General features: G+C 61.5%; 25 protein-coding genes, 2 tRNA genes and 1 pseudogene. 9 read left to right on the top strand and 19 right to left on the bottom strand.

Annotated features, from left to right (window positions below):
- Window positions 1-5 precede the first annotated feature (5 nt).
- Genes Q0908_RS11100 through Q0908_RS11115 form a run of 4 tightly spaced genes read right to left on the bottom strand, consistent with a single transcriptional unit; the run spans window position 6 to window position 2409 of the window.
- Entirely contained in the window at window positions 6-512 is a 507-nt protein-coding gene (locus Q0908_RS11100) for a GNAT family N-acetyltransferase (RefSeq protein WP_299283968.1), read from the bottom strand.
- Entirely contained in the window at window positions 505-987 is a 483-nt protein-coding gene (locus Q0908_RS11105; protein ID WP_299283970.1) for a DUF2948 family protein, read from the bottom strand. The genes Q0908_RS11100 and Q0908_RS11105 overlap by 8 nt, the downstream gene beginning before the upstream one ends.
- The gene (gene murA, locus Q0908_RS11110) at window positions 984-2255 is read right to left on the bottom strand and encodes a UDP-N-acetylglucosamine 1-carboxyvinyltransferase (RefSeq protein WP_299283971.1); all 1272 of its coding nucleotides are present in this window, start codon (window positions 2253-2255) and stop codon (window positions 984-986) included. Before murA ends, Q0908_RS11105 begins: the two co-directional genes overlap by 4 nt.
- A complete protein-coding gene (locus Q0908_RS11115; protein ID WP_299283973.1) occupies window positions 2248-2409 on the bottom strand; it encodes a hypothetical protein in 162 nt (53 codons plus the stop codon). Before Q0908_RS11115 ends, murA begins: the two co-directional genes overlap by 8 nt.
- Before the next feature lie 83 nt (window positions 2410-2492).
- On the opposite strand from Q0908_RS11115, the gene Q0908_RS11120 reads away from it, so the two are divergent.
- A tRNA-Thr gene (locus tag Q0908_RS11120) sits at window positions 2493-2567 on the top strand.
- Between the two features lie 73 nt (window positions 2568-2640).
- Here the strand turns inward: Q0908_RS11120 and Q0908_RS11125 are convergent.
- The 3 genes from Q0908_RS11125 to Q0908_RS11135 form a co-directional block, all read right to left on the bottom strand.
- Window positions 2641-3324 (bottom strand): DUF1045 domain-containing protein, encoded by a 684-nt coding sequence (locus tag Q0908_RS11125; protein WP_299283975.1) that lies wholly within the window; start codon window positions 3322-3324, stop codon window positions 2641-2643.
- Window positions 3325-3396: 72 nt separating this feature from the next.
- Window positions 3397-5181, bottom strand: coding sequence for a gamma-glutamyltransferase family protein (locus Q0908_RS11130; RefSeq protein WP_299283977.1), 1785 nt, complete (start codon window positions 5179-5181; stop codon window positions 3397-3399).
- A 115-nt stretch (window positions 5182-5296) separates the two neighbouring features.
- Window positions 5297-5713, bottom strand: coding sequence for a fasciclin domain-containing protein (locus tag Q0908_RS11135; protein ID WP_299284046.1), 417 nt, complete (start codon window positions 5711-5713; stop codon window positions 5297-5299).
- A gap of 214 nt (window positions 5714-5927) precedes the next feature.
- Here Q0908_RS11135 and Q0908_RS11140 point away from each other — a divergent pair, with 214 nt between their 5' ends.
- Window positions 5928-6785 carry a DUF6502 family protein gene (locus Q0908_RS11140; protein ID WP_299284002.1) on the top strand — a complete coding sequence of 286 codons (858 nt, stop codon included), beginning with the start codon at window positions 5928-5930 and terminating at the stop codon, window positions 6783-6785.
- Window positions 6786-6787: 2 nt separating this feature from the next.
- Window positions 6788-7753, top strand: a complete 966-nt coding sequence (locus tag Q0908_RS11145) for a hypothetical protein (RefSeq protein WP_299284004.1) — start codon at window positions 6788-6790, stop codon at window positions 7751-7753.
- Here Q0908_RS11145 and urtE read toward each other — a convergent pair.
- The 7 genes from urtE to rpiB form a co-directional block, all read right to left on the bottom strand.
- A complete protein-coding gene (gene urtE, locus Q0908_RS11150) occupies window positions 7750-8457 on the bottom strand; it encodes an urea ABC transporter ATP-binding subunit UrtE (protein ID WP_299284006.1) in 708 nt (235 codons plus the stop codon). The two genes, Q0908_RS11145 and urtE, sit on opposite strands and share 4 nt — an antisense overlap.
- Entirely contained in the window at window positions 8447-9187 is a 741-nt protein-coding gene (urtD, locus tag Q0908_RS11155) for an urea ABC transporter ATP-binding protein UrtD (RefSeq protein ID WP_299284007.1), read from the bottom strand. The genes urtE and urtD overlap by 11 nt, the downstream gene beginning before the upstream one ends.
- Window positions 9184-10317: an urea ABC transporter permease subunit UrtC gene (gene urtC / locus Q0908_RS11160; protein WP_299284048.1), complete on the bottom strand. Its 1134-nt coding sequence runs from the start codon at window positions 10315-10317 to the stop codon at window positions 9184-9186. Before urtC ends, urtD begins: the two co-directional genes overlap by 4 nt.
- Window positions 10318-10417: 100 nt before the next feature.
- Window positions 10418-12367, bottom strand: coding sequence for an urea ABC transporter permease subunit UrtB (urtB, locus tag Q0908_RS11165; RefSeq protein ID WP_299284009.1), 1950 nt, complete (start codon window positions 12365-12367; stop codon window positions 10418-10420).
- A gap of 54 nt (window positions 12368-12421) precedes the next feature.
- Window positions 12422-13699: an urea ABC transporter substrate-binding protein gene (urtA, locus tag Q0908_RS11170; protein WP_299284011.1), complete on the bottom strand. Its 1278-nt coding sequence runs from the start codon at window positions 13697-13699 to the stop codon at window positions 12422-12424.
- A gap of 298 nt (window positions 13700-13997) precedes the next feature.
- A complete protein-coding gene (locus Q0908_RS11175) occupies window positions 13998-14363 on the bottom strand; it encodes a hypothetical protein (RefSeq protein WP_299284013.1) in 366 nt (121 codons plus the stop codon).
- 187 nt (window positions 14364-14550) lie between these two features.
- On the bottom strand, window positions 14551-15000 hold the full coding sequence (gene rpiB, locus Q0908_RS11180) for a ribose 5-phosphate isomerase B (RefSeq protein WP_299284015.1): 450 nt from the start codon (window positions 14998-15000) through the stop codon (window positions 14551-14553).
- Window positions 15001-15217: 217 nt separating this feature from the next.
- Between rpiB and Q0908_RS11185 the strand changes: the two genes are divergently transcribed.
- Window positions 15218-16459, top strand: coding sequence for an NADH:flavin oxidoreductase/NADH oxidase family protein (locus tag Q0908_RS11185; protein ID WP_299284017.1), 1242 nt, complete (start codon window positions 15218-15220; stop codon window positions 16457-16459).
- A gap of 448 nt (window positions 16460-16907) precedes the next feature.
- Window positions 16908-17111: pseudogene (locus tag Q0908_RS11190) on the top strand (integrase core domain-containing protein); the annotation flags it as partial.
- A gap of 381 nt (window positions 17112-17492) precedes the next feature.
- On the opposite strand, the gene Q0908_RS11195 reads toward Q0908_RS11190, so the two are convergent.
- A complete protein-coding gene (locus tag Q0908_RS11195) occupies window positions 17493-18434 on the bottom strand; it encodes a LysR family transcriptional regulator (RefSeq protein ID WP_299284019.1) in 942 nt (313 codons plus the stop codon).
- Window positions 18435-18504: 70 nt separating this feature from the next.
- On the opposite strand from Q0908_RS11195, the gene Q0908_RS11200 reads away from it, so the two are divergent.
- Window positions 18505-18918, top strand: a complete 414-nt coding sequence (locus tag Q0908_RS11200) for a tautomerase family protein (protein WP_299284021.1) — start codon at window positions 18505-18507, stop codon at window positions 18916-18918.
- A gap of 78 nt (window positions 18919-18996) precedes the next feature.
- Here Q0908_RS11200 and Q0908_RS11205 read toward each other — a convergent pair whose 3' ends face one another.
- The 4 genes from Q0908_RS11205 to Q0908_RS11220 form a co-directional block, all read right to left on the bottom strand.
- The gene (locus Q0908_RS11205) at window positions 18997-19278 is read right to left on the bottom strand and encodes a hypothetical protein (RefSeq protein ID WP_299284023.1); all 282 of its coding nucleotides are present in this window, start codon (window positions 19276-19278) and stop codon (window positions 18997-18999) included.
- Window positions 19279-19595: 317 nt separating this feature from the next.
- Window positions 19596-19672, bottom strand: a tRNA-Arg gene (locus tag Q0908_RS11210).
- Between the two features lie 44 nt (window positions 19673-19716).
- Entirely contained in the window at window positions 19717-20181 is a 465-nt protein-coding gene (locus tag Q0908_RS11215; protein WP_299284025.1) for a GNAT family N-acetyltransferase, read from the bottom strand.
- Window positions 20169-20480: an ETC complex I subunit gene (locus Q0908_RS11220; protein ID WP_299284027.1), complete on the bottom strand. Its 312-nt coding sequence runs from the start codon at window positions 20478-20480 to the stop codon at window positions 20169-20171. The genes Q0908_RS11215 and Q0908_RS11220 overlap by 13 nt, the downstream gene beginning before the upstream one ends.
- A gap of 99 nt (window positions 20481-20579) precedes the next feature.
- Here Q0908_RS11220 and Q0908_RS11225 point away from each other — a divergent pair, with 99 nt between their 5' ends.
- The 3 genes from Q0908_RS11225 (at window position 20580) to Q0908_RS11235 (ending at window position 24632) form a co-directional block, all read left to right on the top strand.
- Entirely contained in the window at window positions 20580-21725 is a 1146-nt protein-coding gene (locus Q0908_RS11225; protein WP_299284029.1) for an adenylate/guanylate cyclase domain-containing protein, read from the top strand.
- A gap of 97 nt (window positions 21726-21822) precedes the next feature.
- The gene (gene uvrB / locus Q0908_RS11230) at window positions 21823-24021 is read left to right on the top strand and encodes an excinuclease ABC subunit UvrB (protein WP_299284031.1); all 2199 of its coding nucleotides are present in this window, start codon (window positions 21823-21825) and stop codon (window positions 24019-24021) included.
- 206 nt (window positions 24022-24227) lie between these two features.
- On the top strand, window positions 24228-24632 hold the full coding sequence (locus tag Q0908_RS11235) for a hypothetical protein (RefSeq protein WP_299284033.1): 405 nt from the start codon (window positions 24228-24230) through the stop codon (window positions 24630-24632).
- Window positions 24633-25002 lie beyond the last annotated feature (370 nt).

Here is a 25002-nt window from a genome sequence, read left to right on the forward strand (position 1 = left end):
GCGGGTCAGGAATGCTCGGATATCCGGATCATCAGCAGATCGTCCTCAAACCCATCCGTACCCGCAATGGCATTGGGGATTTTGCCCGTCACCGAAAAGCCGTGCCGCTCATAAAGCGCGATGGCGGGCGCGTTTTCCACGAAAACAGACAGTTCGATTTGCCAGATCCCCCGAGCCTCAGCCTCAGCCATTGCAGCCGTCAGCAGCCCATCAGCAACGCCTTGGCCCCGCGCGCTCGGAACGACGTAAAGCGGGCCGATCTCGCCGCGGTGGCGCTGCCGCGGCATCGTGTGGCCATTCAGCCCGATCAACCCCACCGCTACGTCGCCCAGGAAGGCCAGAAACCGATCACCCGTTTGAAGGCGCGCCTCGTCCTCTTCAAGCGGAACCTTCGCAGCCTCTTCTTCCGTCACGATGAACGCCTGCGGGTGGCGGCGGATGCCATCCAGCCGCAAGGCGCGCCAGGTGACCACATCGCGAGGGCCAGCGGCGCGGATGGTCAGGTCAGTCATCGTGTTTGGGAACGGACTTCGACGGGGCCACATAAGGCCGTGTCACATCCTTGAGCGTGGCCTCGATTGCCTCGACCGACAAGCGGATCGCACCATCGCCCGCAAGGGTCAGGATGATATCCCCGGCCCCATCCTCGCCCGCCTCGAACGCGACCGACAGCAGCGACAGAATCGTGTCGGTGTCACTGCGATCGATGCCATGGCTCGACACCCGCAGCACCGTATCAAAGGCAAGCACCGACTGGACCCGTTCGGGTTTGTGACGCGTGTTGGCCGCATCCTCCCACCGGAACCGGTTGATCAGCAGACCAAAGCGGCGCGCCTTTGCGTCCCACTTCATTTCGGTGATCGGGAACACCGCGTCTTGCGCCAAAGACGACAGGACCTGCAAATCGTCCCCGTCCAACGCGCCCAAATTAAGCGGGGCCTCTCGCCCGTCCTCGAACCGTGCGTCATCCGTGTCTGTGTTGCTCATTCGCCCTCAACCCGTTCAATCTGTGCGCCCACGCCCGACAGCTTGCGCACCACCTGCTCGTATCCGCGATCAAGGTGATAGACCCGCGCGACCCGTGTTTCGCCCTCGGCGGCCAGTCCGGCCAGGATCAGACTGACACTCGCCCGCAGGTCGGTCGCCATCACAGGCGCACCTTTCAGCTTGTCCACACCGCGCACCGTGGCCGTGCCACCGTGCACATCAATATCGGCACCCATACGCTCCAGTTCGGGGGCGTGCATGAACCGGTTTTCAAAGATTTTCTCTTCGAGCACCGATGTGCCCTCTGCCGTGCACAACAGCGCCATCATCTGCGCCTGAAGGTCGGTGGGAAAGCCGGGGAACGGTTCGGTCGTGACATCGACGGCAGAGATGCGGCCATTCTTGCGGGCCACCTTCAATCCCTTGTCGGTTTCCTCGACGCTGATGCCCGCCGCATCCAGCTTTTCACAGAAGGCTGCCAGCAGGTCGATCCGCCCGCCAAGGCATTCGACCTCACCGCCACACATCGCAGGGGCCAGCATATAGGTGCCCAACTCGATCCGGTCGGTCACGACGCGGTGGGTGGCACCATGCAGACGCTCGACCCCTTGCACCTCGATGCGCGAGGTTCCATCGCCGTCGATCTGCGCCCCCATGGCCCGCAGGCACGTCGCGAGGTCCACGATCTCGGGCTCGCGCGCGGCGTTGTTGATGACCGTCGTGCCCTTGGCGAGCGTGGCCGCCATCAGGATATTTTCGGTCGCCCCGACACTGGCAAAGGGGAAGTCGATAACTGCGCCCTTGAGCGTGCCACCCGCCGCCCTGGCATGCAGATACCCGTCGCGCAACTCTATCTCGGCCCCCATCTGGGCCAGCCCGTCGGTGTGAATGTCCATTGGCCGCGCGCCGATGGCACAGCCCCCCGGCAGCGACACCTCCGCGTGCCCCTCGCGCGCCAGCAAGGGGCCAAGCACGAGGTTCGAGGCCCGCATCTTGCGCACGATGTCGTATTCGGCGCGGGTGTTCACACCACCGTGGCACGACATCGCAATGACCTGTCCGTCCTGCATCGACGTGACCTCGGCCCCTAGCGATTGCAGCAATTGGGTCATGGTGCGGATGTCCGACAGGCGCGGCGCGTTTGTCAGCGTCAGCGGCTCGTCACTCAACAACGTGGCAGGCATCAGAGTGAGACACGCGTTCTTGGCCCCCGCAATCGGGATCTGGCCGTTCAACGCGCTGCCACCGCGTACTACAATACTATCCATCTTCCTGCTCCGTTGCCTCGGGGTCGGGTGTGCCCTTATTTTGCCGCGCCTTTGCCTGTGCCTTGCGCTTGGCCATGTTGGCCTTGAGCGCCGCCTTGAGCCGCGCATCGCGCGCGTCCTTGGGCGTCGGCTGGGGTGCGGATTTATCTGCCATGACGCCTCTCTATCGCAGGGCTGTCAGGGCGTCCAGAATAGGGTTGCAGGATGCACCAATTAGGTCTAATCACCCGCCACGATGCTGTGGTAGCTCAGTGGTAGAGCACACCCTTGGTAAGGGTGAGGTCGAGAGTTCAATCCTCTCTCACAGCACCATCCCTCACCGCCGCTACTTGCATTTGTCATATCGCGATCCCGATAGTCTCGACTGACGTGGACACCTTACTGGCTACGACCCGCCAAACCCATATCGCTCAACCTGGTGAAAGCGACCCGCATCATCCTCACCCAGTAATGTGAGGCCCGTCATCACGTGCGGCGACAAGTCCAATGGGCGCAGTAGATCGCCGAGAGCCGCCTCAACCTTGCCCGTCTCCTCCTTGGCCAGCCGCCCGGTCAACGTCATGTGAAACCGAAAGTTCTCCAACACAAACGGATAACCCCACCGCACCAGATTGGCTTCCTGCGCCGCATTCAGCCGGGATTGACGTCGCTTCGCCAACTCTGCGGCGGTCAAAGGGGCCCGGAACGGGTCGAAGATTTTCACCGCCTCGCCTGCCATCGCCGCCAACGCGGGCTGCGGACCGTCCGGCACCAGCGCGAGGAACCGCCCCAAGCGGGCAAGGGTCACCCCCGTGATCTCGACCTGCGCCCTCTGCGCACAGAACGCTCTCAGCGCGTCGCCAAGTGTGTGGGCACTGCACCCTTCAGCCAAGCGGAACGGTGCTTTGATGGTGCCGTGGAAGCCATACTTGCGGGGCGTTTCCGTGATCTGAGCGACATCCAAACCCGCCACGTCCGGGTGCGCGCAGGCCCGACCGGTCGCGCTGTCCCAGCCCAACCACTCGGCCCCGAAGCGGGCCAGCGGCGTGTTGGGCCCGGGCGTGTAAAAGATGGCATAACGGCGATACATGGCAGTCCTGTCTGTAGAGGTTTGCGCCACCGCACGCAAAGTCCGTAAGGCGCAGGTGTCCTGCGCCCCGACCTAGCGCCCCATGGCATAGGCTTGCATAAGGCGCGGGGTTGCGGCTGCCTTTAATACGCCGTCTGGCATCCGCATCGCCGCCGTCAGACGGCCCACAGTCCATGGCGCGGCCTCTTCGATCTTGTGCCCCATCTGTGCAAGCGCCGTGAGTGTAGCAGACGGGAACTGTGGCTCAATCATCAGGTGCCCCGGCCGGATATCGCGGGGGTAAAAGCTGGCCTGCAAATGCCCGGTGTGAAACAGCGGCGCATCGATCGCGGCCTGCAAATCCATGTCGTGATGGGCAAGCCTCAGAAAAAAGGCCAGTTGCCATTGGTCCTGCTGATCCCCGCCCGGAGTGCCAAAGGCGACCGCCCGCCCGTCTTCGTGCAACGTCATGGACGGTGACAGGGTTGTGCGCGGGCGACATCCGGGGGCAAGCGACGTGGGCAGATCCGGCTCCAGCCAGAACATCTGGGCGCGTGAATTGAGCGGCACGCCAAGGCCCGGCACAACCGGGTTGGATTGCAACCACCCACCCGAGGGCGTCGCCGACACCATATTGCCCCACCGATCAATCACGTCGATATGCACCGTGTCACCCTTGCGGTTGGCGAGATGGGCCATCGTCGGTTCTCCACCCCCGATGCCGGTCTGGGGCACCGCACGCGCGGTGCGGGCATGAAAGGCCTGCACCTGCGCTTCAAAGCCCGCGATGCCGCCGGGGCGGTGATCCTGACTGGCCGTGTCAGAGATATCAGCGCGGCGCAGATCGGCGTAGTCAGCACTCAGCAGCGTATCCAAGGGGATATCAGCGTGATCCGGATCACCGTAATACGCCTCGCGATCCGCAAAGGCGCGTTTCAGCGCTTCGGTCGTCAGATGTACAAACTCCGGCCCCTGCGGATCAAGATCGCCAACGGGATCGCCTCGCAGCATTTGCAGGGATTGCAGCAGAACGGGGCCTTGGCTCCACGGTCCGCATTTGAACACCTCCCACCCGTGATGGGTCACACTGATGGCGGGTTCGTATGTGGCGGACCAACCGGCCATGTCATCGCCGCTCAGGACACCTTTGCGCCGCACGCCGGTGCCGTCCATGGGCGCGGTCTCTGCCACAAAGCGATCAATGGTTTCGGCCACGAACCCCGACGAAAAAGCCCGCCGTGCGGCGTCAATCTGCGCCACGCGGGACGTCTCGCATTCGGCCTCGGCCAAGAGTTGCTCCCAAAAATCGGCCAGGTCCGGGTTCTTGAACAGCGTACCCGGTGCGGGGGCCGCGCCACCCGGTGTCCACACAGCGGCTGAGGTGGGCCATTCAGCTGCAAAGAACGCCGCTTGCCCGGTAATTGTCGCACTGACGCGGGCGAGGACGGGATGACCATAACGGGCGTAGTAGATGGCAGGTTCCAGAACGGTGCGCAAATCCAGACGCCCATGATCGCGCAGCATCAGCATCCACGCATCAAAGGCACCAGGCACCACTGTGGCCAGGTGCCCTGCGCCGGGGATCATCTTCAGCCCCTCATTGCGGTAATGGGCGATTGTGGCGCTCTGCGGCGCGACGCCCTGACCGCAGACAACCGCAGGGACCTCGCCTACAACCCGGATCAGTGCAGGCATGTCACCCAAGGGCCCGTTCAGATGCGGTTCCACGACGTTCAGGACAAACCCCATGCCGGCCGCCGCATCAAAGGCAGTGCCACCCGCCTCGAGCAGCTTCAACCCCACTGCGGACGCAATCCAGTGCGTGCATGTGGCCATACCAAAGGTGCCGGTGAGTTCGGGACGGGTGGTAAAGGTCATGGACGGGCTCGGGCGTTACCTGGGGTTTGGTGCAACTGTTGCCCGGCCCGTCCGGATTTGCAAAAGCAAATCCTACGCTCCGTTTGCGGGACGGAGACGCGCGTGAGGTGCCGGCTTAGGGCAGCAACACCTTGTCGATCACGTGGATCACACCGTTCGAGGCGAGAACGTCGGCCTGAATGACGTTGGCCTTTTCAACCTTGACGCCATTGCGGCCATCGATGTGCAGGTTCGCGCCGTTCACCGTCGCAACGCTCAGGCGTTGACCCGCCAGATCAGCGGCCAGCGTCTGGCCGGGGACGACGTGATAGGTCAGGATCGCGGTCAGCTGGTCCTTGTTCTCAGGCTTGAGCAGATTTTCAACCGTGCCAGCGGGCAGCGCGGCAAAGGCCTCGTCCGTGGGTGCGAACACCGTGAAGGGGCCGGGGGATTTCAGCGTGTCCACAAGACCGGCGGCCTGCACGGCAGCGACGAGGGTGGTAAAGGAGCCGGCGGCGACAGCAGTGTCGACGATATCTGGCGTGGTGTTCATGTCTGCGCAGGCCCCGAGGGCGGCGAACGTTGCACCGACTGCGGTCATTTTGAGGAAGGAACGGCGTTTCATTGGTGGTCTCCTGTTAGGTGTCGGCTCGGGTGGCCTGATTTTCTTTCGTGGGAATATTTCCCACACGAGGCGAAATGACGCAGTCGGGACGCATTTCAAGGATTGGCGTGGAAAAAAATTCCACAAACTGTAATCTCGACCCATGACGCAACAGGATCATACCAACTCTTCCGACGCTTTCCTGCGTGTTCTCAGGGGCTTACTGCGCCCTTTGGTGCGTGCGATGATTGCGCGCGGTTTGACGGCCCCTGTGATATACAGCCTGTTGAAACGCGTCTTTGTGGAAGTGGCCGAGGAATCTTTCCGCCTTGATGACAAGCCTTTGACCGACAGTCGGGTCGCGATGCTGACCGGTGTGCACCGCAAGGACATCCGGACAATCCGCGCCCAGGAAGACGGCGCACCCGCCGAGGCGCGGCGCAAAAGCGCGCTGTTGGCCACGGTCATCGGGCAATGGATGTCGCACCCGGACTACCTGGACAATGGCGGTGCCCCCATCGCGCTGTCCCGCACTGCCGACAATGACGTCAGTTTCGACACGCTCGTGCGCAGCCTCAGCAAAGACGTGCGCCCGCGCACCGTGCTTGACGAGTTGATGAATGCCGGGCTGATCGAAGCCCGCGCAGACATGCTGCATCTGCGCGCCGAGGCTGTGGTTGGCACCGCGACCGCCTCCGACAAAGAGGTGTTCTTTGGCGCGAATGTGGGCGATCACTTGGCCGCCGCCACCGAAAACCTGCTGGCCGACACCCCCCCCTTCTTTGAACGCAGCGTATTCTACAACCAGATGACGCCCGACGCGGTGGACCAGATCGAAGCGGCCGCACGCGCCCAGTCTCAGACCCTGCTCGAGGCGCTGAACCGGCAAAGCAGCGCCCTACACCGCGAGGGCACGGACGAAGACGGCCCCCGCGAGCGCTACCGCCTTGGCATCTATTTCTACCGCGCGACGACGAAAGAGGCCGACACGCCCGATCCCAAAGAATCTGACGAGACGTGACAATGATCAACCGCCGCCACATGATTGGCTTGATGGGTGCCACTGCCATAAGCGGATGCGCCCCTGCGATTTCCACGGCGCAACTGGGCGACGACCCATTCGAGGGCGGCATCGGCGGTACAGGCATCGTGGGGCTGATGACCGGAACGGGCAGCGTTCTCGTCAACGGGCTTCGGGTCGAAGTGCCAAGTGACGCCAGCCTGTTCATGGCCGGTCAGCCTACCACGTCTGACGCGTTGGTGCCGGGGGTCGCGCTCAGTATCGTGGCCGCCATGCGATCTGGGCGTTTTGAGGCGCGGCGCGTGGATGTGGACATCCCCCTCATCGGGGTTCTGCAACGGCAGGCCACGGGTTTTGCTGTGAACGGCACCCCTCTGAAGATCGAAGCGGGCGTGACAGCCGCGAACCGCACAGGTCAGCGCGTGGCTGCTCATGGGGTGTGGCAGGCGGACGGCACAGTGCGCACCAGCCTGATCACCCCGGCCAGTGGCGCGGATGTGGTCTCTGGCGTGTTGGCATTGGGATCGGATGTGGGCTGGCAAATCGGTCAGACACCGGTGATCCAACCCGCCGGTTTGCGCCTGACCGCCGGTCAGTTCGTGGTCGCACGCGGTGCCTTTATGGATGGTGTTCTGACGGCTTCGTCCGTGCAGGTGGGTCGCTTCCGTCAAGGGGCCGAGACGATCCGTCAACTGTCCGTCGAGGGCTATCTTGAACCTGTCGCCACCGCCCCCGGCTTTGCGGTGTCAGGGCTGGGCCACAGCTTTGATCAACGCCTCGCGCTGAGCCCCTTTGCCCCGCATCGCGCCGTGTATTTTGGCCCCTATAATGGTCGGTTCAGGGCGCGACGCGCTGTGGTTCTGCCCGATAACGCGCGCCTGCGCTCTGCTTTGCTGCGCCCCGAGGAGGATGCCACCTTTGCCACAGGTCTCGTGGGGCATGCAGCACGGCCGGTGTCGACGCGCTAGACTGATACTGCAGCCAGAAGGGTGTCGCGGGGGATGTCAGCGGCCCGGCCGCGCAGCTTTTCAGCGCCCCGCTCAAGCACCAGAAACTGGTCACCAAGATCGCGGGCAAAGTCGAAATACTGCTCGACCAGCACGATTGCCATGTCGCCGCGCGCACGCAGTTGCGCGATGACCTCGCCGATTTGTTTGATGATGTTGGGTTGAATGCCCTCGGTTGGTTCATCCAGCAGCAACAGTTTGGGGCGGGTCACAAGCGCACGCGCGATGGCAAGCTGTTGTTGCTGTCCGCCGGACAGGTCCCCGCCCCGCCGATGCAGAAAATTGCGCAGGATCGGGAACAGATCGAATATTTCCGCCGGCACGTGGCGCTTAGCCCGGGGCAGACAGGCAAATCCGGTCTCGAGGTTCTCGCGCACGCTCAGAAACGGAAAAATCTCGCGCCCCTGCGGGACGTAAGCCACACCCTGCTGCGCGAGCCCATGCGCGGTGACCTTGCCCACATCGCGTCCCTCGAGATGATAGCTGCCACCCGAAAGCGGATGCGTGCCCGAAATCGCCTTGAGCAAGCTCGTCTTGCCCACACCATTGGTGCCCATCACGCAGGTGACCTCACCGCGCGCCGCCGTGACATTGACGCCATGCAGGATCTGGCTGCTGCCGTAGTGCAGCGTCAAGTCACGCAATTCGAGGACATTATCGGCCAAGATACACCTCGATCACCTTTTCGTCCGCCGTTACATGGTCCAGCGATCCTTCGGCGAGCACCGAACCCTCATGCAGCACCGTGACCTTGCAATCGAGGCGACGCACAAACTCCATGTCATGTTCGACCACGACCACCGCGCGGGTCTTGGCTGCCTGCACCAGAATGTCGGTGGTGTGCTCACGCTCTGCCGGGGTCATACCGGCGGCAGGTTCATCCACCAGCAACAGACGCGGGTCCTGCGCCAACAGCATGCCGATCTCGAGCCATTGTTTCTGCCCGTGGCTGAGGTCGCCCGCACGGCGGGTCAGGTGATCGACCAGCCCTATCTCGTCCGCGAGTTGGGCCACCGCGCCGTGATCTCGCTGGCGCGGGCGAAACCGCAACACGGCCCATGGGCTGCGATCTTTTTTCAGGGCCATCATCAGGTTGTCGGCCACGCTTTGATCCTCGAACACGGTGGGGCGCTGGAACTTGCGCCCAATCCCGGCCTGGGCGATCTGGCTTTCGCTCAGCTTGAGCAGCGACACGGATTTTTCGCCAAAGATCACGCGGCCTTCATCGGGTTTCGTTTTGCCCGTCACGATGTCCATGAAAGTGGTCTTGCCCGCCCCGTTGGGGCCGATCACCGCGCGCAATTCTGGCTCTCCGATCTGGAAGGAGAGGTTATTGATGGCGCGGAACCCATCGAAGGTTTTGGAGACGCCGGACACTTCAAGCAGCGTGCTCATGACTTGCGCCCCTTGCCGATCAGATCAAACAGCCCGCCGATGCCCTTGGGGGCCAACAAGGTGACGACGACGAAAGACAGACCCAACAGGACGGTCCACCAGTTCACCCACTGGATCGTGTAGACCCCCAGATTGATGTCGGGCGCCTGCCCGCCGGTGAACCACGTGGAGAGGAGCGACACGAACGCGGCCCCGATGACCGCTCCGTACAGCCGCCCGCGCCCGCCAATGGCGACCCAGACCGCGAGGTAGATCGAGGCGATGGGCGCGATCTCGGCCGGGTTGATGATACCGGCTTGGGGGTAGTAGAGCGCGCCAGCAATCCCTGCGATCACGGCGGTGACGGTGAAGACGGTCAGCTTGTAGGCCTCGACCGAATAGCCAAGGAAACGCACCCGCGCCTCGTCATCGCGGATGGCGCGAATGACCGAGCCGAACTTGCCCGACACCATCCAGGCGCAGAAAATATAGCCCAACCCGAGCGCCAGCGCGGCGGCCCAGAAAAACCAGATGGAAATGGTCGATTGCGGCGTGTCCGCCTGGCCCGGCAGGTTCTGCAAGCCCGACAACCCGTTATTGCCGCGCAGCCCGCTATCGTTCTGAAAGAGGTACAGCGCCAGCGCCAGCGTCATGGCTTGCGTCAGGATCGACAGGTATACCCCCGTCACGCGCGCCCGGAACGCCAGCCAGCCAAAGACCAGCGCCAGCAACCCCGGCACCAGGACGACAGCCGCCAGTTGCAAGGGCAATGAATGCGCGAAGGCCCAGATGGGCGGGAACTCCGACGCCCCCACAACGCCGAAGATCTGGGTGGCGATGCCTTGCGAAATCTCCTCGGGCGTGGGCGGCAAGGGTGCGGCGGCCAGGCTTTGCACCACGATCAACTCGGTGCGCGCATACATTAGCCACATCCCGATCGCGTAGCCACCGATCCCGAAAAAGGCCATGTGACCGAGGCTGAGGATGCCACAATACCCCCAGACCACATCCATCGCCAACGCCACGAGGCACAGGCACAGCGTCTTGCCCAAGGTCTTGACAAAGGAGGTCGAGATGAGGCCGACCCCGAACCCTTCGGACAGGACCGTGACCACGAGGGTGAAGAGCGCCAGGCACGCGATGAAGATCATCACCGATGGGTGACGCTGAATGAACGGACGGGACCGAGGGGCCAGTGCCCCCGGCACCCCGCGGTATTTTTGGTCAAAAGAAGAGGTGTGGGTCATGCCGTTACGCCTCTGCCGCGCGGCCCTTGAGGGCGATGATCCCGCGCGGGCGGAACTGAATGAACAGGATGATGAAAAGGATCATGTAGGTTTGCGCCGCCAGCGTGTTGGAGGGGTTCAGCCATTCGATCACCTTTTGCAGGGTGCCCACCATGGCCGCGCCCAGAAGCGTACCCCAGATATTGCCGACCCCGCCCACGACCACCGTCATGAAGGACTGCACAATATAGTCCGCGCCCATTTCGGACGTGACCTTCGCATAAAGGCCGATGGCGACCCCCGCGATGCCAGCGATCCCCGACCCGAACCCGAAGGTCAGCATGTTGATCCGGTCGGGGTTGATCCCCATGGACGCCGCCATGCGTGGGTTCTGGGTCACCGCCCGCACCTCAAGCCCGAGCCGTGTGCGGTTCATCACGATCAGGAAGACGGCGAGAAAGATCAGCGCGAGGATCAGGATCGCGATGCGGATATAGCTGATCGCCACGATATCGTTGATCACCAGCGATCCATCGAGCCAACCGGGTGCGGTCAGGGGCCGCGCTTGCGTGCCGAAGATATTCTTGGCCAGTTGTTGCAGCGCGATGGACACACCGAACGTGGCCAGCAGCGTCTCGAGCGGGCGGTGATAGAGCCAGCGGATCACCAAACGCTCCATCGCGACCCCGGCGGCGAAGGTCACCATGAAGGCCAGCGGAATCGCGAGCAGGATCGACAGGGTGTGATCGGGGATGAATAGCTGCACAACATAGCCCGTATAGGCCCCCATCATGATGAACTCGCCATGGGCCATGTTGATGACGCCCATCACTCCGAAGGTGATCGCAAGCCCGATGGCAGCCAGAAAATAGATCGAGGCCAGCGATATCGCATCAAGTGCGAGGTCCGCTGTCTGATTCAGAGCGACCTTGGTTTCGATACCCGACAACACCGATTGGGCGGCAATGGCGACAGCGGGGGCACCGGTGTAAAGCTCAAAGAACTGATAGGCGTCGAGCCGGTCGTCAATCTCTTGCTCGGTCGCGGCCGGATTGGCGCGCCCCTCGGCCACGAGCGTCGCAAAGGCGGCATTGCGAGCCTGCACGGTGGAAAGGGAGGCGACCTGCACCCCGGCGACCTTCCCGTCTTCGATATTGGCGATGAGCGTCTGGCGCACCGCATCTGCCGGGATCAGGGGCGGGGCGAGGTCATCGGCGACCAACAACGCGTAGGCGTCGGATTTTGACAACGCGTCGGTACCGGGTCGCAGGGCGCGCACAAGGGCGGGATCCTCGGGCACGGTCTCGGCAGCCTTGATCGTCGTCTTGACCAGCGGGTTCAGGGCCCCGCGCACGTCGACACCAAGATCGCCTTCGAAATGGGCGATCGCCTCGATCTGTTCTTCCTCGCTTGCGCCGAAAGAGATGGTCAGCAACCGCTCCAGCCGGGTCATCTGGGCGGCGAGGTTTGCGCTCCGCTCCGCCGGAATCACATCGCGCAGCGCGGGCAGGTGGCTTTCGTTGGGATCGCGCGCGATTGCATCCAGCGCGACGCGGCGGATGGCTGGACTGTCATTGGTCAGTTGGAATTTCACGAGGGCGGCGGCGATCAGGCCGCGCACGCCGCTATTCGGTTTGAGTTGTTTGTAGCCCTCGTCGGATACTTCCCCGATGTCAGGGCCAGACACATCAAAAATGCGGATCGTGTCGCGGTCGATTTCCTCGGCAAAGACGAACAGGCCGGTCGCCTCGTCCTGCCACATTTCCTTGGCCTGCCAGCGTTCCAGCACGATTTCGGCGGCGGGCAGACCACTGTCGGTCAGCGCGTCAATCGCGGGCTGGATGGTACGGCGCGAAGCCTTGGCAATTTCGGCGGCATGGGCCTGCATCACCTGCTGGATGGGGGCATCCGCGTCCTGAGCCACCGCCGGAACAGCGCACATAAGACACCAGAGTATGATCAGCAGTCGGCTCATGCGCGCATCCTCAAAGGGGTCCGGGGGCAGATAAACCGCCCCCGGTCTTTCAGATCAGTAGTTGGATTTGATCTGCACGCAGGTGCTGGTCGATGTGTTGTACATCCCGCAGCCCAGTTCCTGCCAATCGGACTTGAGCACGGCGGATTCCGGCAAGTAGTCCGTCCACGCATCACCGGGCACTTCGGAGGTCTGGCTGATGATGTCGAACTGGCCGTCATCCTGGATTTCACCGATCAGGACGGGCTTCGAGAGGTGGTGGTTGGGCAGCATCACGGCCGTGCCGCCAGTCAGGTTCGGAAACTCCTGCCCGTACATCGCGTCGCGCACCGCATCGACATCCGTGGTGCCTGCTGCAGTGGCCGCATTCACCCACATGTTGAAGCCGATGTAATGCGCCTCCATCGGGTCATTGGTTACACGGTCTTCGCCCATGCGGGCTTTCCACGCTTCGACCCACGCCTCGTTTGCATCGGACTCAGCGGATTGGAAGTAGTTCCATGCCGCGAGGTGGCCAACAAGGTTGGAGGTGTCGAGACCGGCCAGCTCTTCTTCACCCACCGAGAAAGCGACGACGGGGATATCATCCGCAGAGATGCCCGCAGCCGCCAGTTCCTTGTAAAAGCCGACATTGGCGTCCCCGTTGATGGTGGAGATCACGCCGACCTTTTTGCCATCCGCACCCAGAGCGACCACGTCGGCCACGATCTTGGACCAGTCGGAGTGGCCGAAGGGCGTGTAGTTCACAAAGATGTCCTCGGCGGCGATGCCTTTGGACTTGAGGTAGGATTCAAGGATGTTGTTGGTCGTGCGCGGGTACACATAGTCGGTACCGAGCAGGGCAAATTTCTCGACGCCCAGTTCCTCAAGGAAATAGTCAGTGGCAGGGATCGCCTGTTGGTTGGGGGCAGCGCCGGTGTAGAATACGTTCTTGGAGGATTCCTCGCCCTCGTACTGGACGGGATAGAAGAGCAGGCCGTTGAGTTCCTCAATCACGGGCAGCACGGATTTCCGGCTGACGGATGTCCAGTTGCCAAAGATCACGTCGACCTCATGCACGGTCAGCAACTCGCGCGCCTTTTCCGCGAACAGGGGCCAGTCAGAGGCCGGGTCGACCACGACCGCCTTGAGCTGGCAGCCAAGCACACCACCGGCCTCGTTTTGCTGTTCGACCAGCATTTCCATCGTGTCCTTTAGCGTCGTTTCCGAGATCGCCATGGTGCCCGACAGCGAGTGCAGAACGCCGACCTTGATCGGGCAATCCTGTGCCAGGGCAGGCAGCGCGCTGGCCATCAACAGGGCAGCGGTGGTTCCAAGAATGGGGTTTTTCATTGCAATTCCTTTAGCGCGTGGCACCGAAGGGATTGTGAACACAGCAGTTTGCCCTCATATCACCCCCGGCACTTTGATGTTGCCGCGTGCGGTGGTGTTTCAGGTTTTCCAAGGCCAACACCGCCGCACATCCAAACGGCCCTCACGGCCGCAGCGGCATTAACAAAGAAGCGATTGCGGTGGCCGAGTCGCAGATGCCCAAATGCTGGGCGTATGGGCGGTATTGGCTAGTTTTTGGGCTGCAATGCGGCGACGTGCTTGATTATTGAGCGGACGTGACCCGGTTTGCCGGCGCGCATTAACTGTCGAGCAGCAGGTTGCGGCACGCATCCACCTGTATTTGGGCGGCCCGCAGGGCCATTTTGGCCTGACGCGGATTGGTCCCGAAGGTGGCGGTTGTCAGCATGGCGGAATGGGCGCGCTTGACCTCGATCCGGTGATTGAGTGTGGCGCGCGCCTGATCGGCGGGCATAATCGCCTCAAGAATACCGACGAGCTTCAGCCGCAGGTCGGCAAGCTCACCGGCGCGGGCGTCGTTCATCAACCAGGCATGTTCCATCTGCGCCGACACCCGGCCGGTGCATCCAGCAAAGATGTGCAACTGCGTGTCCTGGGCGACGGCAGGTCCTGCCGACATCGCCAAGCCGATCAGCGCATATCGCATATGCGTTCTTATTCTGCTCACAAATGAAGCATTGCAGTGAAAAATGCGTCGCGCAAGTGTGCGATATGAAAATTTTTAACGGGTGATGCCGTCGCTACCACGAGTTTGGCAAAAGGCTACCGTCTGGCTTGCGAACCGATGATGCCGGAAATCACCGCGCACCCCGTGAGAGAGCCGGTCATAAGACCTAGCCGGATGCGCCCTCGATCATATCGACGCGCGTGGCATGTCGACCGCCCTCGAACTCGGTCGTCAAGAAGGCATCGACCAGTTCAAGCGCCAGCCCTTCGCCCACCACCCGCGCACCGATGGATAGCATATTGGCGTCATTATGGGCGCGGATCATACGGGCCGAAAATGTATCAAGGCACACACCGCACCGCACACCTGCGACCTTGTTGGCGGCCATCATGATCCCCTGCCCCGTCCCGCACAGGATGATCCCAAAGCGGCAATCGCCTGACGCCACCTTGTGCGCCGCCGCCTGACCATGGATCGGGTAATGCGTGCTGTCCGGCGATGTTGGGCCGATATCGACCGCCTCCCAGCCAAGCGACTCAATATGTGTGGCGACAGCCTGGCGCATTTCGATGGCTGCGTGATCACTGGAAAGGACAATGCGGGTGTTAGATGTCATGGATCAGGTTCCAATTCGGGGGCGCAGAGCGATGCCATGCGGACCCATGGGCCAAGGGTGAGACGGTGCGTGCGTGATAGCAGAACAGGCACCGACGTCCAGCGGTCGATCCCCGTGCCGCCACGTCTTGCGGCCCGACTGATTGCGACCGGATCATATCCCGCTAAGGTGGCGCGATGCCGACCGACCCTCAACCCTATTGATGGATTGTCTCACCGTGACGCCGCCTGACCACGCCCCGACCCTCTTTAGCCCGTTTGACATCACGGACAGCATCCGCGTTCCAAATCGGTTCTTCAAATCCGCGATGAGTGAGGTGATGGCCAAGCAGGGCATTAACCTGCCCACCCAAGATCACATCAAGGTCTACGAACGGTGGTCCATGGGCGGAACGGCTGTACTGGTCACCGGCAACGTCATGATCGACCGCACTGCGTTGGGCGAGCCGGGCAATGTCGTGTTGGAACAGGGCACCGACCTTGCCCCCTTCAAGGAGTGGACCGAGGCGGTGCGCGCCGCCAACCCCGACGGACAGTTCTGGATGCAGATCAATCATCCGGGCAAGCAAAGCCCGAAATTTCTGACACCTCAACCTGTCGCCCCAAGCGCGGTGGCCTTGGGGCAAGGGCTGGATGCGGCCTTTGCCCGTCCCCGCGCGCTGGAACCGGGGGAAATTCTGGAGATCATTGAGCGCTTTGCCCAAACCGCAAAGCTGGCGCAAACCGCCGGCTTTGACGGGGTGCAGATTCATGGCGCGCACGGGTATCTGGTGAACCAGTTTCTGTCGCCCCACCATAATCGGCGCGAGGATGCGTGGGGCGGCTCTCCGGCGAAACGCCGCGCCTTTGTCCTCGAGATCTTGCGCGCGATCAGGCGCGAGGTGGGCGCGCAATTCCCGGTGTCGATCAAGATGAACAGCGCGGATTTCCAGAAAGGCGGGTTTGAGGGCGCAGATGCCCAGGAGCTGATCCGCGCCCTGTCAGACGAGGGGATCGACCTGATCGAGATTTCCGGCGGCAATTATGAAAGCCCCGCGATGACCGGTGCCAGACAGTCAACGAAAGCCCGCGAGGCCTATTTTCTGGATTTCGCTGCGCAGGCCCGCGCGCTGACAGATGTGCCCATCGTCGTGACCGGCGGGTTCCGATCTGTGGCAGGGATGGAGGAGGCGCTGGCGTCTGGTGCCACGGATTTCGTCGGGATCGCACGCGCCTTAACCGTGGACCCGGAGCTTCCGCAGAATGCGGCGCGCGATCCGAATTATTACTGTGAGGTGGGCCGCGCGACGACCGGGATCCGGAAGTTGGACAAGATGTTCATGCTGGCGATCACCTATTACGAAACCCAAATTCGCCGGATGGCAAATGGGAAGGACCCCGACCCGAACATCTCTCCCTGGTGGGCGGTGGTGCAAAGCGCGTGGGCTTTGGGTGCTGCTGCGTTTCGCAAAAGACGGTAACGGGCAGCTTGGGAACTGTTGCGACGGTAGGCAAGGCTTGCGCGTGGGACGGTGGGCCTCTTCGGCCGGGCAAAGCGGCTTTTTGAACCCAGCTCGGCGATGTCAAGAAACGTTGATACATTCCTGCCCTGAGCCCGCTGATAAACCCGATGACGGCTCGGCAATAACCCGACGGTCAGCCTAAATCGCTTCATGGAAACACCGACGAACATGATTGGTGTTTTCGACACGGACTGCGTGACGTGTTCGGCCGACGGAGGTGGTTCGGTTCGTTTGAACAGTATCGAGCCGTTGCAGAACGCCAGATACCGCCGCAGGCTTTTGTGCGGCCGAGACGCGCAGAAAGGCCGCCTCGCATTTGATCATTCGCCACAGCCGTTCAACAAAGACGTTGTCTCGCTATGCGCCCTTTTCATCCGTGCTGATCTGGATGTCGACGTCCTTCAGCGTCTTGATGGACGGGAGGGGCCGCTACCTCGATAACGTCTTCATCGAACGTCTTTGGCGGTCAATGAAGCAGGAGGCGATCTATTTCGAAGAATTCAGCGACGGCTTTGAGGGCAAGCGTATCATCAAGGACTGGATTACCTTCTCCAACACCAAGCGGCCTCATTCGGCGCTTGAACGGCTGACACCGGACGACGCAGATTAGGCAGGCGAAAAAGAGCAAAAAAGCAGCATGAGACCTAAACCCAATACACCTTAGAAACGCTGCAAACCTGTCTGAAAAGGTGGGACCACTTCAGAGATCGAAGACCGCCCAATAGCCGCGAAACAAGAGCAGAGCGGCGGCGGACACCATTCCCAGAACAACTGACTTCTTCATCCAGTGCACAGATTTCAACTGCACCTGACGAGGCGGCGAGCAACTTCATTTGATCGGATAGAGATGTTGGAAACTGGACTTTCACAGCACTGCAACAAATCGGCAACTTTGGGTTGGGTAGGGGGCATTGGCGCAGGGCTGCTAAATGGCAGTAAAGCGGGACTTTGCGGTCATTTGGTCCCCTCAATCGAACGTCCGCTTATCAAACTAACTTGAAGCTCTTTTAAGTGTGGCACCTGATTTACCGGAACCCTCGCGTTTCGCCACGACGTCTTTTAGGAATGCGATGAAAGCCCTTACGCGCGGAAGCGCTGTTTGGCCCGGGGGTATCAAAGCCGTGATAGGGCTCGGGTCATCATCGTGAACGTTGACGAGCAGAGGAACCAAACGCCGGGCCTCCAAGGCGTCCGCCCCGAGAAAATCGCCAAGCCGCACGATCCCGGCTCCGGCTTCCGCGAGCCGGAGGAGTGTCTCTGCGGTGTCAGAGACAACCGGACCGCTGACGGAAACTATAAGGGGGCGGCCGTCCTCAAGCATCGGCCAGCGGGTTTGATGCGGGAAGCCCGCAAGTAGAAGGCAGTCGTGCTGTTTCAGGTCCTGCGGGGTTTGGGGGGTCCCTCGCCGCATGAGGTAATCAGGACTCGCGGCGATGACGCGCCGGACAGTTCCCAAAGGCACTGCATGCAGGTCGCTATCCTCAAGTCTGCCCACGCGGATCGCCACGTCCACCCTTTCGTCCAGCACATCGACCCTGCGGTCCGAGACTGCGATCTCAACGCGGACCTTTGGATGTGCCGCAAGAAAGGCCGGGAGCATAGGCGCAAGGCGATGGTGGGCGAAGGCGCTGCCGCAATTGACCCGAAGAGTCCCCGAAGTCTCGCCCGTGGCCTCGGAGAGCTCCGCCTGCGCTGCTTCCAAAGTTGCGAGGACCGAATAAGCGTGATCGAGAAACCGTTCACCCTCGGACGTGAGGAAGAGGCGGCGGGTGGAGCGATGCATCAGTCTCACGCCGAGCGCGTCCTCCAGCCGCGAGACCATCCGACTTAGGCCCGAGGCTGTGCGCCCATCGTCCTGAGCGGCGGCGGCGAAAGAACCGGTCTCATGAACGCGCACAAAGGCGGCGATCTCTGGAAGGAGGTGACGTGCCATTGCTGACAAACTCGCATGACTATTTCGCTATTTCAGCTATATTACGGCATCATACGCAAGGATAAAGTGCATGGCATTCGCGAAGGAGCACCCAATGCCATTTAACAAGATCCATGTCCCCGAAGACCTGCCGACCGAGACCTGCCGTGCCATCAATGACTTGCTACATGAGACCCTGGTCAAGACCTGCAGTTCCCACCCCGACGACTATTTCTGTCTCGTCTGCCGTTATCCGGCCGGAGACATGATCTTCCATCCGACCTTCCTTGGACAACGGGACGTTGAGAGCACCATTGTGATCGAGATCGCACTGCTTGCCGGACGGAGCGACACGCAGAAGGATGCACTGTTCAAGGACGTTCGCCAGCGCATGGCCGAAATCGGCTTCGACCCAAGAAATTCAATCATGTTCCTGATCGAGAACGCGCCAATCGACTGGTCTTTCAGTGAAGCCGGATCGGTCAAATCGGTTTGGGCAACGTAGGGGCGCGAGCAGATGCGTCGCTGCGCAACGCATCCCCTGTCTCAGGTGCGATTGGAGTACGCCTTTAACCGTTCATATTCACAGCCGACGGGACAGCATGGCCACGATCAAAAGCAGCAATGCCACGGCTCCGAGAGACCAGCGCAGGCTACTTGCTTCGGCCACCAGTCCCACGAGTGGCGGCCCAAGCAAGAACCCAGCGTAGCCCAAAGTAGAGACAGCGGCCACACCGACCCCTGGCGCATCGGGCGACAGCTTGCCCGCGATCCGGAACGCGAGCGGTACGATGGGGGCGAGTCCGAAGCCTACAAGGACGAGGCCTACTAAGGCTGTGGGGGCATTGGGCGCAGCGGCAGTCACAGCGTACCTTCGAGATTCGATTTCAGTGTTGACCAAACAGTTCAGCCAAATGGACGTGAGACTGTTCAGCAGCGATATCGAGACGTTCATAGGACGCTATCTCGAAGCACTTACTTCGCAGCCAATACCTCCCAACATTAGTCAGAAGTAACCCGTCTAAGCAATCTGAACCGGACCTTCGTGCAACGCGCAGCATTGGTCAGTTTGGGGGCTCATTTCAGACGCCCCCGTGATCCGCGATCACCAACGACCTTTGACAATTCAAGTCAAACCCGCGACGCGGACGCCAATCTGCCCGCCGCATCAAACGAAAAAACTGGCGATCCCGGAAGGACTCGAACCCTCAACATCCTGATTAGAAGTCAGGTGCTCTATCCAGTTGAGCTACGGGACCGCGCGGCATCAGTCATGGCGCAGGTGCGCGCAGGTGGCAAGATGTCAAAGCGTACGCGTCATGAAAACACTGAGCGGGTCGCGCACATAGTCACCGAACGGATCACACAGCGTGAACCCATGCGCGCCGTAAAGCGCCCGCGCGGGTGCAAAGAGCGCGGCAGACCCCGTTTCAAGGCTCAGCCGGGACATCCCGAGGGTGCGGGCGTGCGCGATCAAGGCCGTCACAAGCGCCGCCCCCACCCCGCGCCCGCGCGCAGCAGCCGCAGTGTGCATGGACTTCAACTCGCCATGGGTCGGCTCGAGCGTGGCCAGTGCCCCGACGCCCAGCAACACACCCTCGTGGCGGGCGGCAAACAGGACCGCACCCGCGTCGAGCAGCGTACCGGGCTCCATCACGTGACAGCTTTCGGCCGGGGACGTCGCGCGCATCAGTTCGAAATGTCGGATCAAAAGAGCGTGGACATCCGGTGTGGCGACGGTGTCCTGCGTGACGCTTAGTGCGTCCATGCCCCACGCCGCCCGGTTGCGAAATTCTCGCCGTAGCCACCGGCGCGGATGTTGGCGCGTCGCTTGTTGGGCTCTTGCACTATTGCGTCGATGCCGTGATGGCTCGCGTAGTCAAGGGCCGCCTCTTTGGTGTCAAAGGACATGCGCACCTGCGCCTGTGTGTCCGAAGACGACGTCCACCCCATCAGCGGATCAACCGAGCGCGCCGTGGAGGGCACAAATTCCAGCACCCAATGCTTGGTCTTGGCTGTGCCCGAGGACATGGCCGTTTTGGCAGGCTGAAAGATGCGTGCGCGCATGAATAGGCTCCTAAGCGTGTCAGGGATATATCGGCAATTGTGGCCCGTCTCGCAAGATGCGAATTGTCTCAGGACGCGAAGGGGTCATAAGGTGCGGCCATGGCACCCTCTTTATCTCATGTGGACTGGATATTGACGACCGGGCGGCTGCTCGGGTTGGATCAGATGGTCTATGGGCTGGCCGAGCGGCTGTGTGATGCGGGCGTGCCGCTCATGCGCCTGCGCCTCAGCATGCGCACAACGCACCCGCTGACCGAAGCCGAAAGTGTGCTGTGGGAGGCGGGCACCGGCCCCATCGTGCAATCCGACGCGCCCCATGGGCTTGAGAGCCGCCCTGCCTATATCGGCAGTCCCATGGCGGTGATCGCCGAAACACGAGCCCCGCTGCGCCGCCAATTGACCGCGCCACTGGCCCCGTCTGATCACCTTGTGCTGCACGAGTTGCAAGATCGCGGGGCCACCGACTATTTCGGGATGCCTCTTGATTTCGTGGTGGGTGCCGGTGGGATGGTAATCTTTGTGTCCAACGCCCCAAACGGGTTTTCCGACGCGGATATTGACCTGCTCAGCCAGATCGCCAACGCGCTTTGCCCCATTGCCGAGGCGCACGGCAATCATCGCCTCGCCACCGCCATCGCCACCAGCTATCTGGGCGCGCGCACCGGACAGCGGGTGCTGGACGGCCAGATCACCCGCGGCAATATCGAAACGATTGAGGCCGCGATCCTGTTCAGCGACATCCGGGGCTGGACCGCCCTCAACGCCACCCGTCCGGCCAGCGAGGCACTGGCCATCGCCAACACCTATTTCGAGGTCATGTCCGAAGCAGTGGACACCACCGACGGCGAAATCCTGAAGTTCATGGGTGACGGTGTGCTGGCCCTGTTCCCAAGCGATGGCAGCGATCAGGGGCGGCAAAACGCGTGCCGTCAGGCCATCGCCGCGTCTCATGCCGCCCAAGGGATTGCGACGCTCGCCGAATTGCCCGTGCCCTTCGGGATCGGCATCCATTACGGCGCAGTGCTTTATGGCAATGTGGGTGCGCGCACCCGGATCGATTTCACCATTCTGGGCCAAGCGGTGAACATCGCCTCACGCGTTGAGTCTTTTTGCGGACGCCTGAGCCAGACCATATTGGTGTCTGACACGGTCGCAGCCATCGCCGATGTCCCGATGCAGCATGTAGCGACGCACTACCTCAAGGGGCTTGAGACGCCCATGCCATTGCACACCCCCGGCACCTGAGCGGGCGAAATCCATGCCCTGCTGACAGGAATTGGCAAGGGCACATCTTGCATCTGCGCGCCCGCGTGACAGATAGAGACACAAGGAGGCTTTTGCCATGCCGCATGTCCACACCGATCAAGCCGAAACCTTTCTGTCCAACCCGGCAGAGGACGTGCGCACCCGCCTGAAACTTGAGGGCGGCAAGCGGCTGGCGATGAACACCGAATTCGAACCCGCAGGTGACCAACCCACGGCCATCAAAGAGCTGAGCGCGGGTGTCATGGCAGGCGACCGCGATCAGGTCCTGCTTGGCGCGACGGGCACGGGCAAGACCTACACCATGGCCAAGGTGATCGAGGAAACGCAGCGCCCGGCCATCATTCTGGCCCCCAACAAGACCCTTGCCGCCCAGCTTTATGGCGAATTCAAGGGATTCTTCCCCGACAACTCGGTCGAGTATTTCGTCAGCTTCTATGACTACTACCAGCCCGAAGCCTACGTGGCGCGGTCCGACACCTACATCGAAAAAGAAAGCCAGATTAACGAACAGATCGACCGCATGCGCCACTCGGCCACCCGGGCACTGCTGGAGCGGGACGATGTGATCATCGTGGCCTCGGTGTCGTGCATCTACGGCATCGGGTCGGTCGAAACCTACGGCGCGATGACGCAGGACCTGCGCGTCGGCAAATCCTACGACCAGCGGCAGGTGATCGCGGATCTTGTGGCGCAGCAATACAAGCGCAACGATCAGGCGTTCTTTCGCGGCACCTTCCGGGTGCGCGGCGATGCGCTCGAGATCTTTCCGGCCCACCTTGATGATCGGGCCTGGCGGCTGTCCTTCTTTGGCGAGGAACTGGAAAGCATCACCGAATTCGACCCCCTCACGGGCGAAAAGACGGACACGATGGAACACATCCGGGTCTACGCCAACAGCCATTACGTGACCCCGAAGCCAACGATGTCCCAGGCCATCATCAACATCAAACAAGAGTTGCGCACCCGCCTTGATCAACTGGTCGGGGACGGCAAATTGCTCGAGGCGCAGCGGCTCGAACAGCGCACCAATTTCGACCTCGAGATGCTCGAGGCAACGGGTGTGTGCAACGGGATCGAAAACTATTCACGCTATCTGACGGGCCGCGCGCCGGGGGAACCACCCCCCACCCTGTTCGAATTCATCCCCGACAACGCAATCGTGTTTGCGGACGAGTCCCACGTCTCGGTCCCCCAGATCGGGGGCATGTACAAGGGCGACTATCGCCGTAAATTCACGCTGGCCGAACACGGGTTCCGCTTGCCCTCCTGTATGGACAACCGCCCCCTCAAGTTCGAGGAATGGGATGCGATGCGGCCTCAGTCCGTGTTCGTCTCTGCCACGCCCGCCGCATGGGAGTTGGAGCAGTCGGGCGGCGTCTTCACCGAACAGGTGATCCGGCCCACTGGCCTGCTTGACCCGCCCGTCGAAATCCGCCCCGTCGGTATGCAGGTCGATGATCTGATTGACGAGGTCCACAAGGTAACCGCCAATGGTATGCGCACGCTCTGCACGACGCTGACCAAGCGCATGGCTGAGGACTTGACCGAATACATGCACGAGCAGGGCATCAAGGTCCGCTACATGCATTCCGATATCGACACGCTGGAACGCATCGAAATCCTGCGCGATCTGCGGCTCGGGGCCTTTGACGTGCTGATCGGGATCAACCTGCTGCGCGAGGGGCTCGACATCCCCGAATGCGGGTTGGTCGCCATTCTGGACGCCGACAAGGAAGGGTTTTTGCGCTCTGAAACCTCGCTGGTGCAGACCATCGGACGGGCCGCGCGAAATGCGGATGGTCGGGTGATCATGTATGCCGACAAAGTGACCGGCTCGATGGAGCGGGCGCTCAGCGAAACCAACCGCCGCCGCGCCAAGCAGGAGGCCTATAACCTCGAACACGGGATCACGCCTGAGACGGTGAAGAAAAACGTCGAGGATGTGCTGGCCGGGCTTTACAAAGGCGACACGGATCAGTCACGCGTCACGGCCAAGATCGACAACCCGCTGGCCGGGGGCAACTTACAAACCGTTCTGGACGGGCTGCGCACCGACATGCGCAAAGCGGCCGAGAACCTGGAGTTCGAAGAAGCGGCGCGTTTGCGGGATGAAGTGAAACGGCTTGAGGCGGTTGATCTGGTGGTCGCAGACGACCCGATGGCGCGGCAATATGCGGTGGAGAAAGCCGTGGGCGATGCGCAAAAAGCCTCCGGGCGAAGTACGGCAGGGCGCGCCGGACAGCGCGGCGGGAATGTGAAGCGGCGGGGGCGGTAGGATGGCCAATATTGGCGTATTAGGATTGCAATTGGTTTGAATACGCCGAATTGTCGGACTAACTAAATCTGGGTTTCAGGTAGGGAGTCCGACTTTTGCCAATACTTCTCGCAATTCTTGCTGCCGTTGGTGGCGCTATTTGGTGGTGAGTGCGCGCCAATCCCCGCGAAGCGATTCATACGGCGCAAGACGCTGCGACAACGCTTATGAACGCGCCGCGCAGCCTGGCCTTTCGCCGAGATACAAACATACATCCGGTCGAAGGAATAGATGACCCACGCATTGCGAGATGTGCAATTGCTCAATCCTTCATCGAACTTGATCAGCTACCGACCCTTGAACAACGAAACCGCCTCAACGTCGTTCTTCGGTCGCGCCTGAACTGCACCGAAGAGGACGCGCGGGAAATGGAAGTACTCGGCCGTTGGCTGGTCACGCAATGCGGCACCGCTAAGGAAGCTATTCCCAGACTTGGTCGCCGTCTCAAAAAGCTCGACAACGGTAAATCATGGGACAACACGCAAGAGGTCCTTTTCGCCCTGATCGAGGGAGATTTATCGCCCGCCCAAGTAGACGCGATTGATGATTTGCGGATTGCATTTAAGCGATAAGTTGATGGCACCAAGCGTCGCACCGCTGAGGCTGCAAGCAGTTCATTGGGCAGTTTCGCAAATCATCGCGTGACAAATCCCGCTCTGCGTATATCTCAACAGCATGCTGATACGCACATCCATCCTCTTCCTCCTCCCCACCCTCGCCAACGCGTGGACCTTCACACCGTCTCCCATTTGTACCCTCGATCACGCAGAACCGGGCGTTGCGGTCAAACTCACCTACGACCACGCCACCAAAGTCTACGCCATTGCCGTTGACCTGCTCCCCTGAGGGTCCGTGTTTATAGGTCAGCTCTGTTCAGGTTTTGGTCCTCTTCTGACCGGTTAGCATATTCGTATGGCGTCAGGCCAGCGAGGCTGGAGTGAG

The sequence above is a fragment of the uncultured Tateyamaria sp. genome, from assembly GCF_947494755.1.
Lineage (GTDB): Bacteria > Pseudomonadota > Alphaproteobacteria > Rhodobacterales > Rhodobacteraceae > Tateyamaria.

Coding starts and splice junctions, on each gene's coding strand:
- Q0908_RS11100 (WP_299283968.1), bottom strand. CDS start 512: ATGACTGACCTGACCATCCGCGCCGCTGGCCCTCGCGATGTGGTCACC.
- Q0908_RS11105 (WP_299283970.1), bottom strand. CDS start 987: ATGAGCAACACAGACACGGATGACGCACGGTTCGAGGACGGGCGAGAG.
- murA (WP_299283971.1), bottom strand. CDS start 2,255: ATGGATAGTATTGTAGTACGCGGTGGCAGCGCGTTGAACGGCCAGATC.
- Q0908_RS11115 (WP_299283973.1), bottom strand. CDS start 2,409: ATGGCAGATAAATCCGCACCCCAGCCGACGCCCAAGGACGCGCGCGAT.
- Q0908_RS11125 (WP_299283975.1), bottom strand. CDS start 3,324: ATGTATCGCCGTTATGCCATCTTTTACACGCCCGGGCCCAACACGCCG.
- Q0908_RS11130 (WP_299283977.1), bottom strand. CDS start 5,181: ATGACCTTTACCACCCGTCCCGAACTCACCGGCACCTTTGGTATGGCC.
- Q0908_RS11135 (WP_299284046.1), bottom strand. CDS start 5,713: ATGAACACCACGCCAGATATCGTCGACACTGCTGTCGCCGCCGGCTCC.
- Q0908_RS11140 (WP_299284002.1), top strand. CDS start 5,928: ATGACGCAACAGGATCATACCAACTCTTCCGACGCTTTCCTGCGTGTT.
- Q0908_RS11145 (WP_299284004.1), top strand. CDS start 6,788: ATGATCAACCGCCGCCACATGATTGGCTTGATGGGTGCCACTGCCATA.
- urtD (WP_299284007.1), bottom strand. CDS start 9,187: ATGAGCACGCTGCTTGAAGTGTCCGGCGTCTCCAAAACCTTCGATGGG.
- urtC (WP_299284048.1), bottom strand. CDS start 10,317: ATGATCTTCATCGCGTGCCTGGCGCTCTTCACCCTCGTGGTCACGGTC.
- urtB (WP_299284009.1), bottom strand. CDS start 12,367: ATGAGCCGACTGCTGATCATACTCTGGTGTCTTATGTGCGCTGTTCCG.
- urtA (WP_299284011.1), bottom strand. CDS start 13,699: ATGAAAAACCCCATTCTTGGAACCACCGCTGCCCTGTTGATGGCCAGC.
- Q0908_RS11175 (WP_299284013.1), bottom strand. CDS start 14,363: ATGCGATATGCGCTGATCGGCTTGGCGATGTCGGCAGGACCTGCCGTC.
- rpiB (WP_299284015.1), bottom strand. CDS start 15,000: ATGACATCTAACACCCGCATTGTCCTTTCCAGTGATCACGCAGCCATC.
- Q0908_RS11195 (WP_299284019.1), bottom strand. CDS start 18,434: ATGGCACGTCACCTCCTTCCAGAGATCGCCGCCTTTGTGCGCGTTCAT.
- Q0908_RS11200 (WP_299284021.1), top strand. CDS start 18,505: ATGGCATTCGCGAAGGAGCACCCAATGCCATTTAACAAGATCCATGTC.
- Q0908_RS11215 (WP_299284025.1), bottom strand. CDS start 20,181: ATGGACGCACTAAGCGTCACGCAGGACACCGTCGCCACACCGGATGTC.
- Q0908_RS11220 (WP_299284027.1), bottom strand. CDS start 20,480: ATGCGCGCACGCATCTTTCAGCCTGCCAAAACGGCCATGTCCTCGGGC.
- Q0908_RS11225 (WP_299284029.1), top strand. CDS start 20,580: ATGGCACCCTCTTTATCTCATGTGGACTGGATATTGACGACCGGGCGG.
- uvrB (WP_299284031.1), top strand. CDS start 21,823: ATGCCGCATGTCCACACCGATCAAGCCGAAACCTTTCTGTCCAACCCG.
- Q0908_RS11235 (WP_299284033.1), top strand. CDS start 24,228: ATGAACGCGCCGCGCAGCCTGGCCTTTCGCCGAGATACAAACATACAT.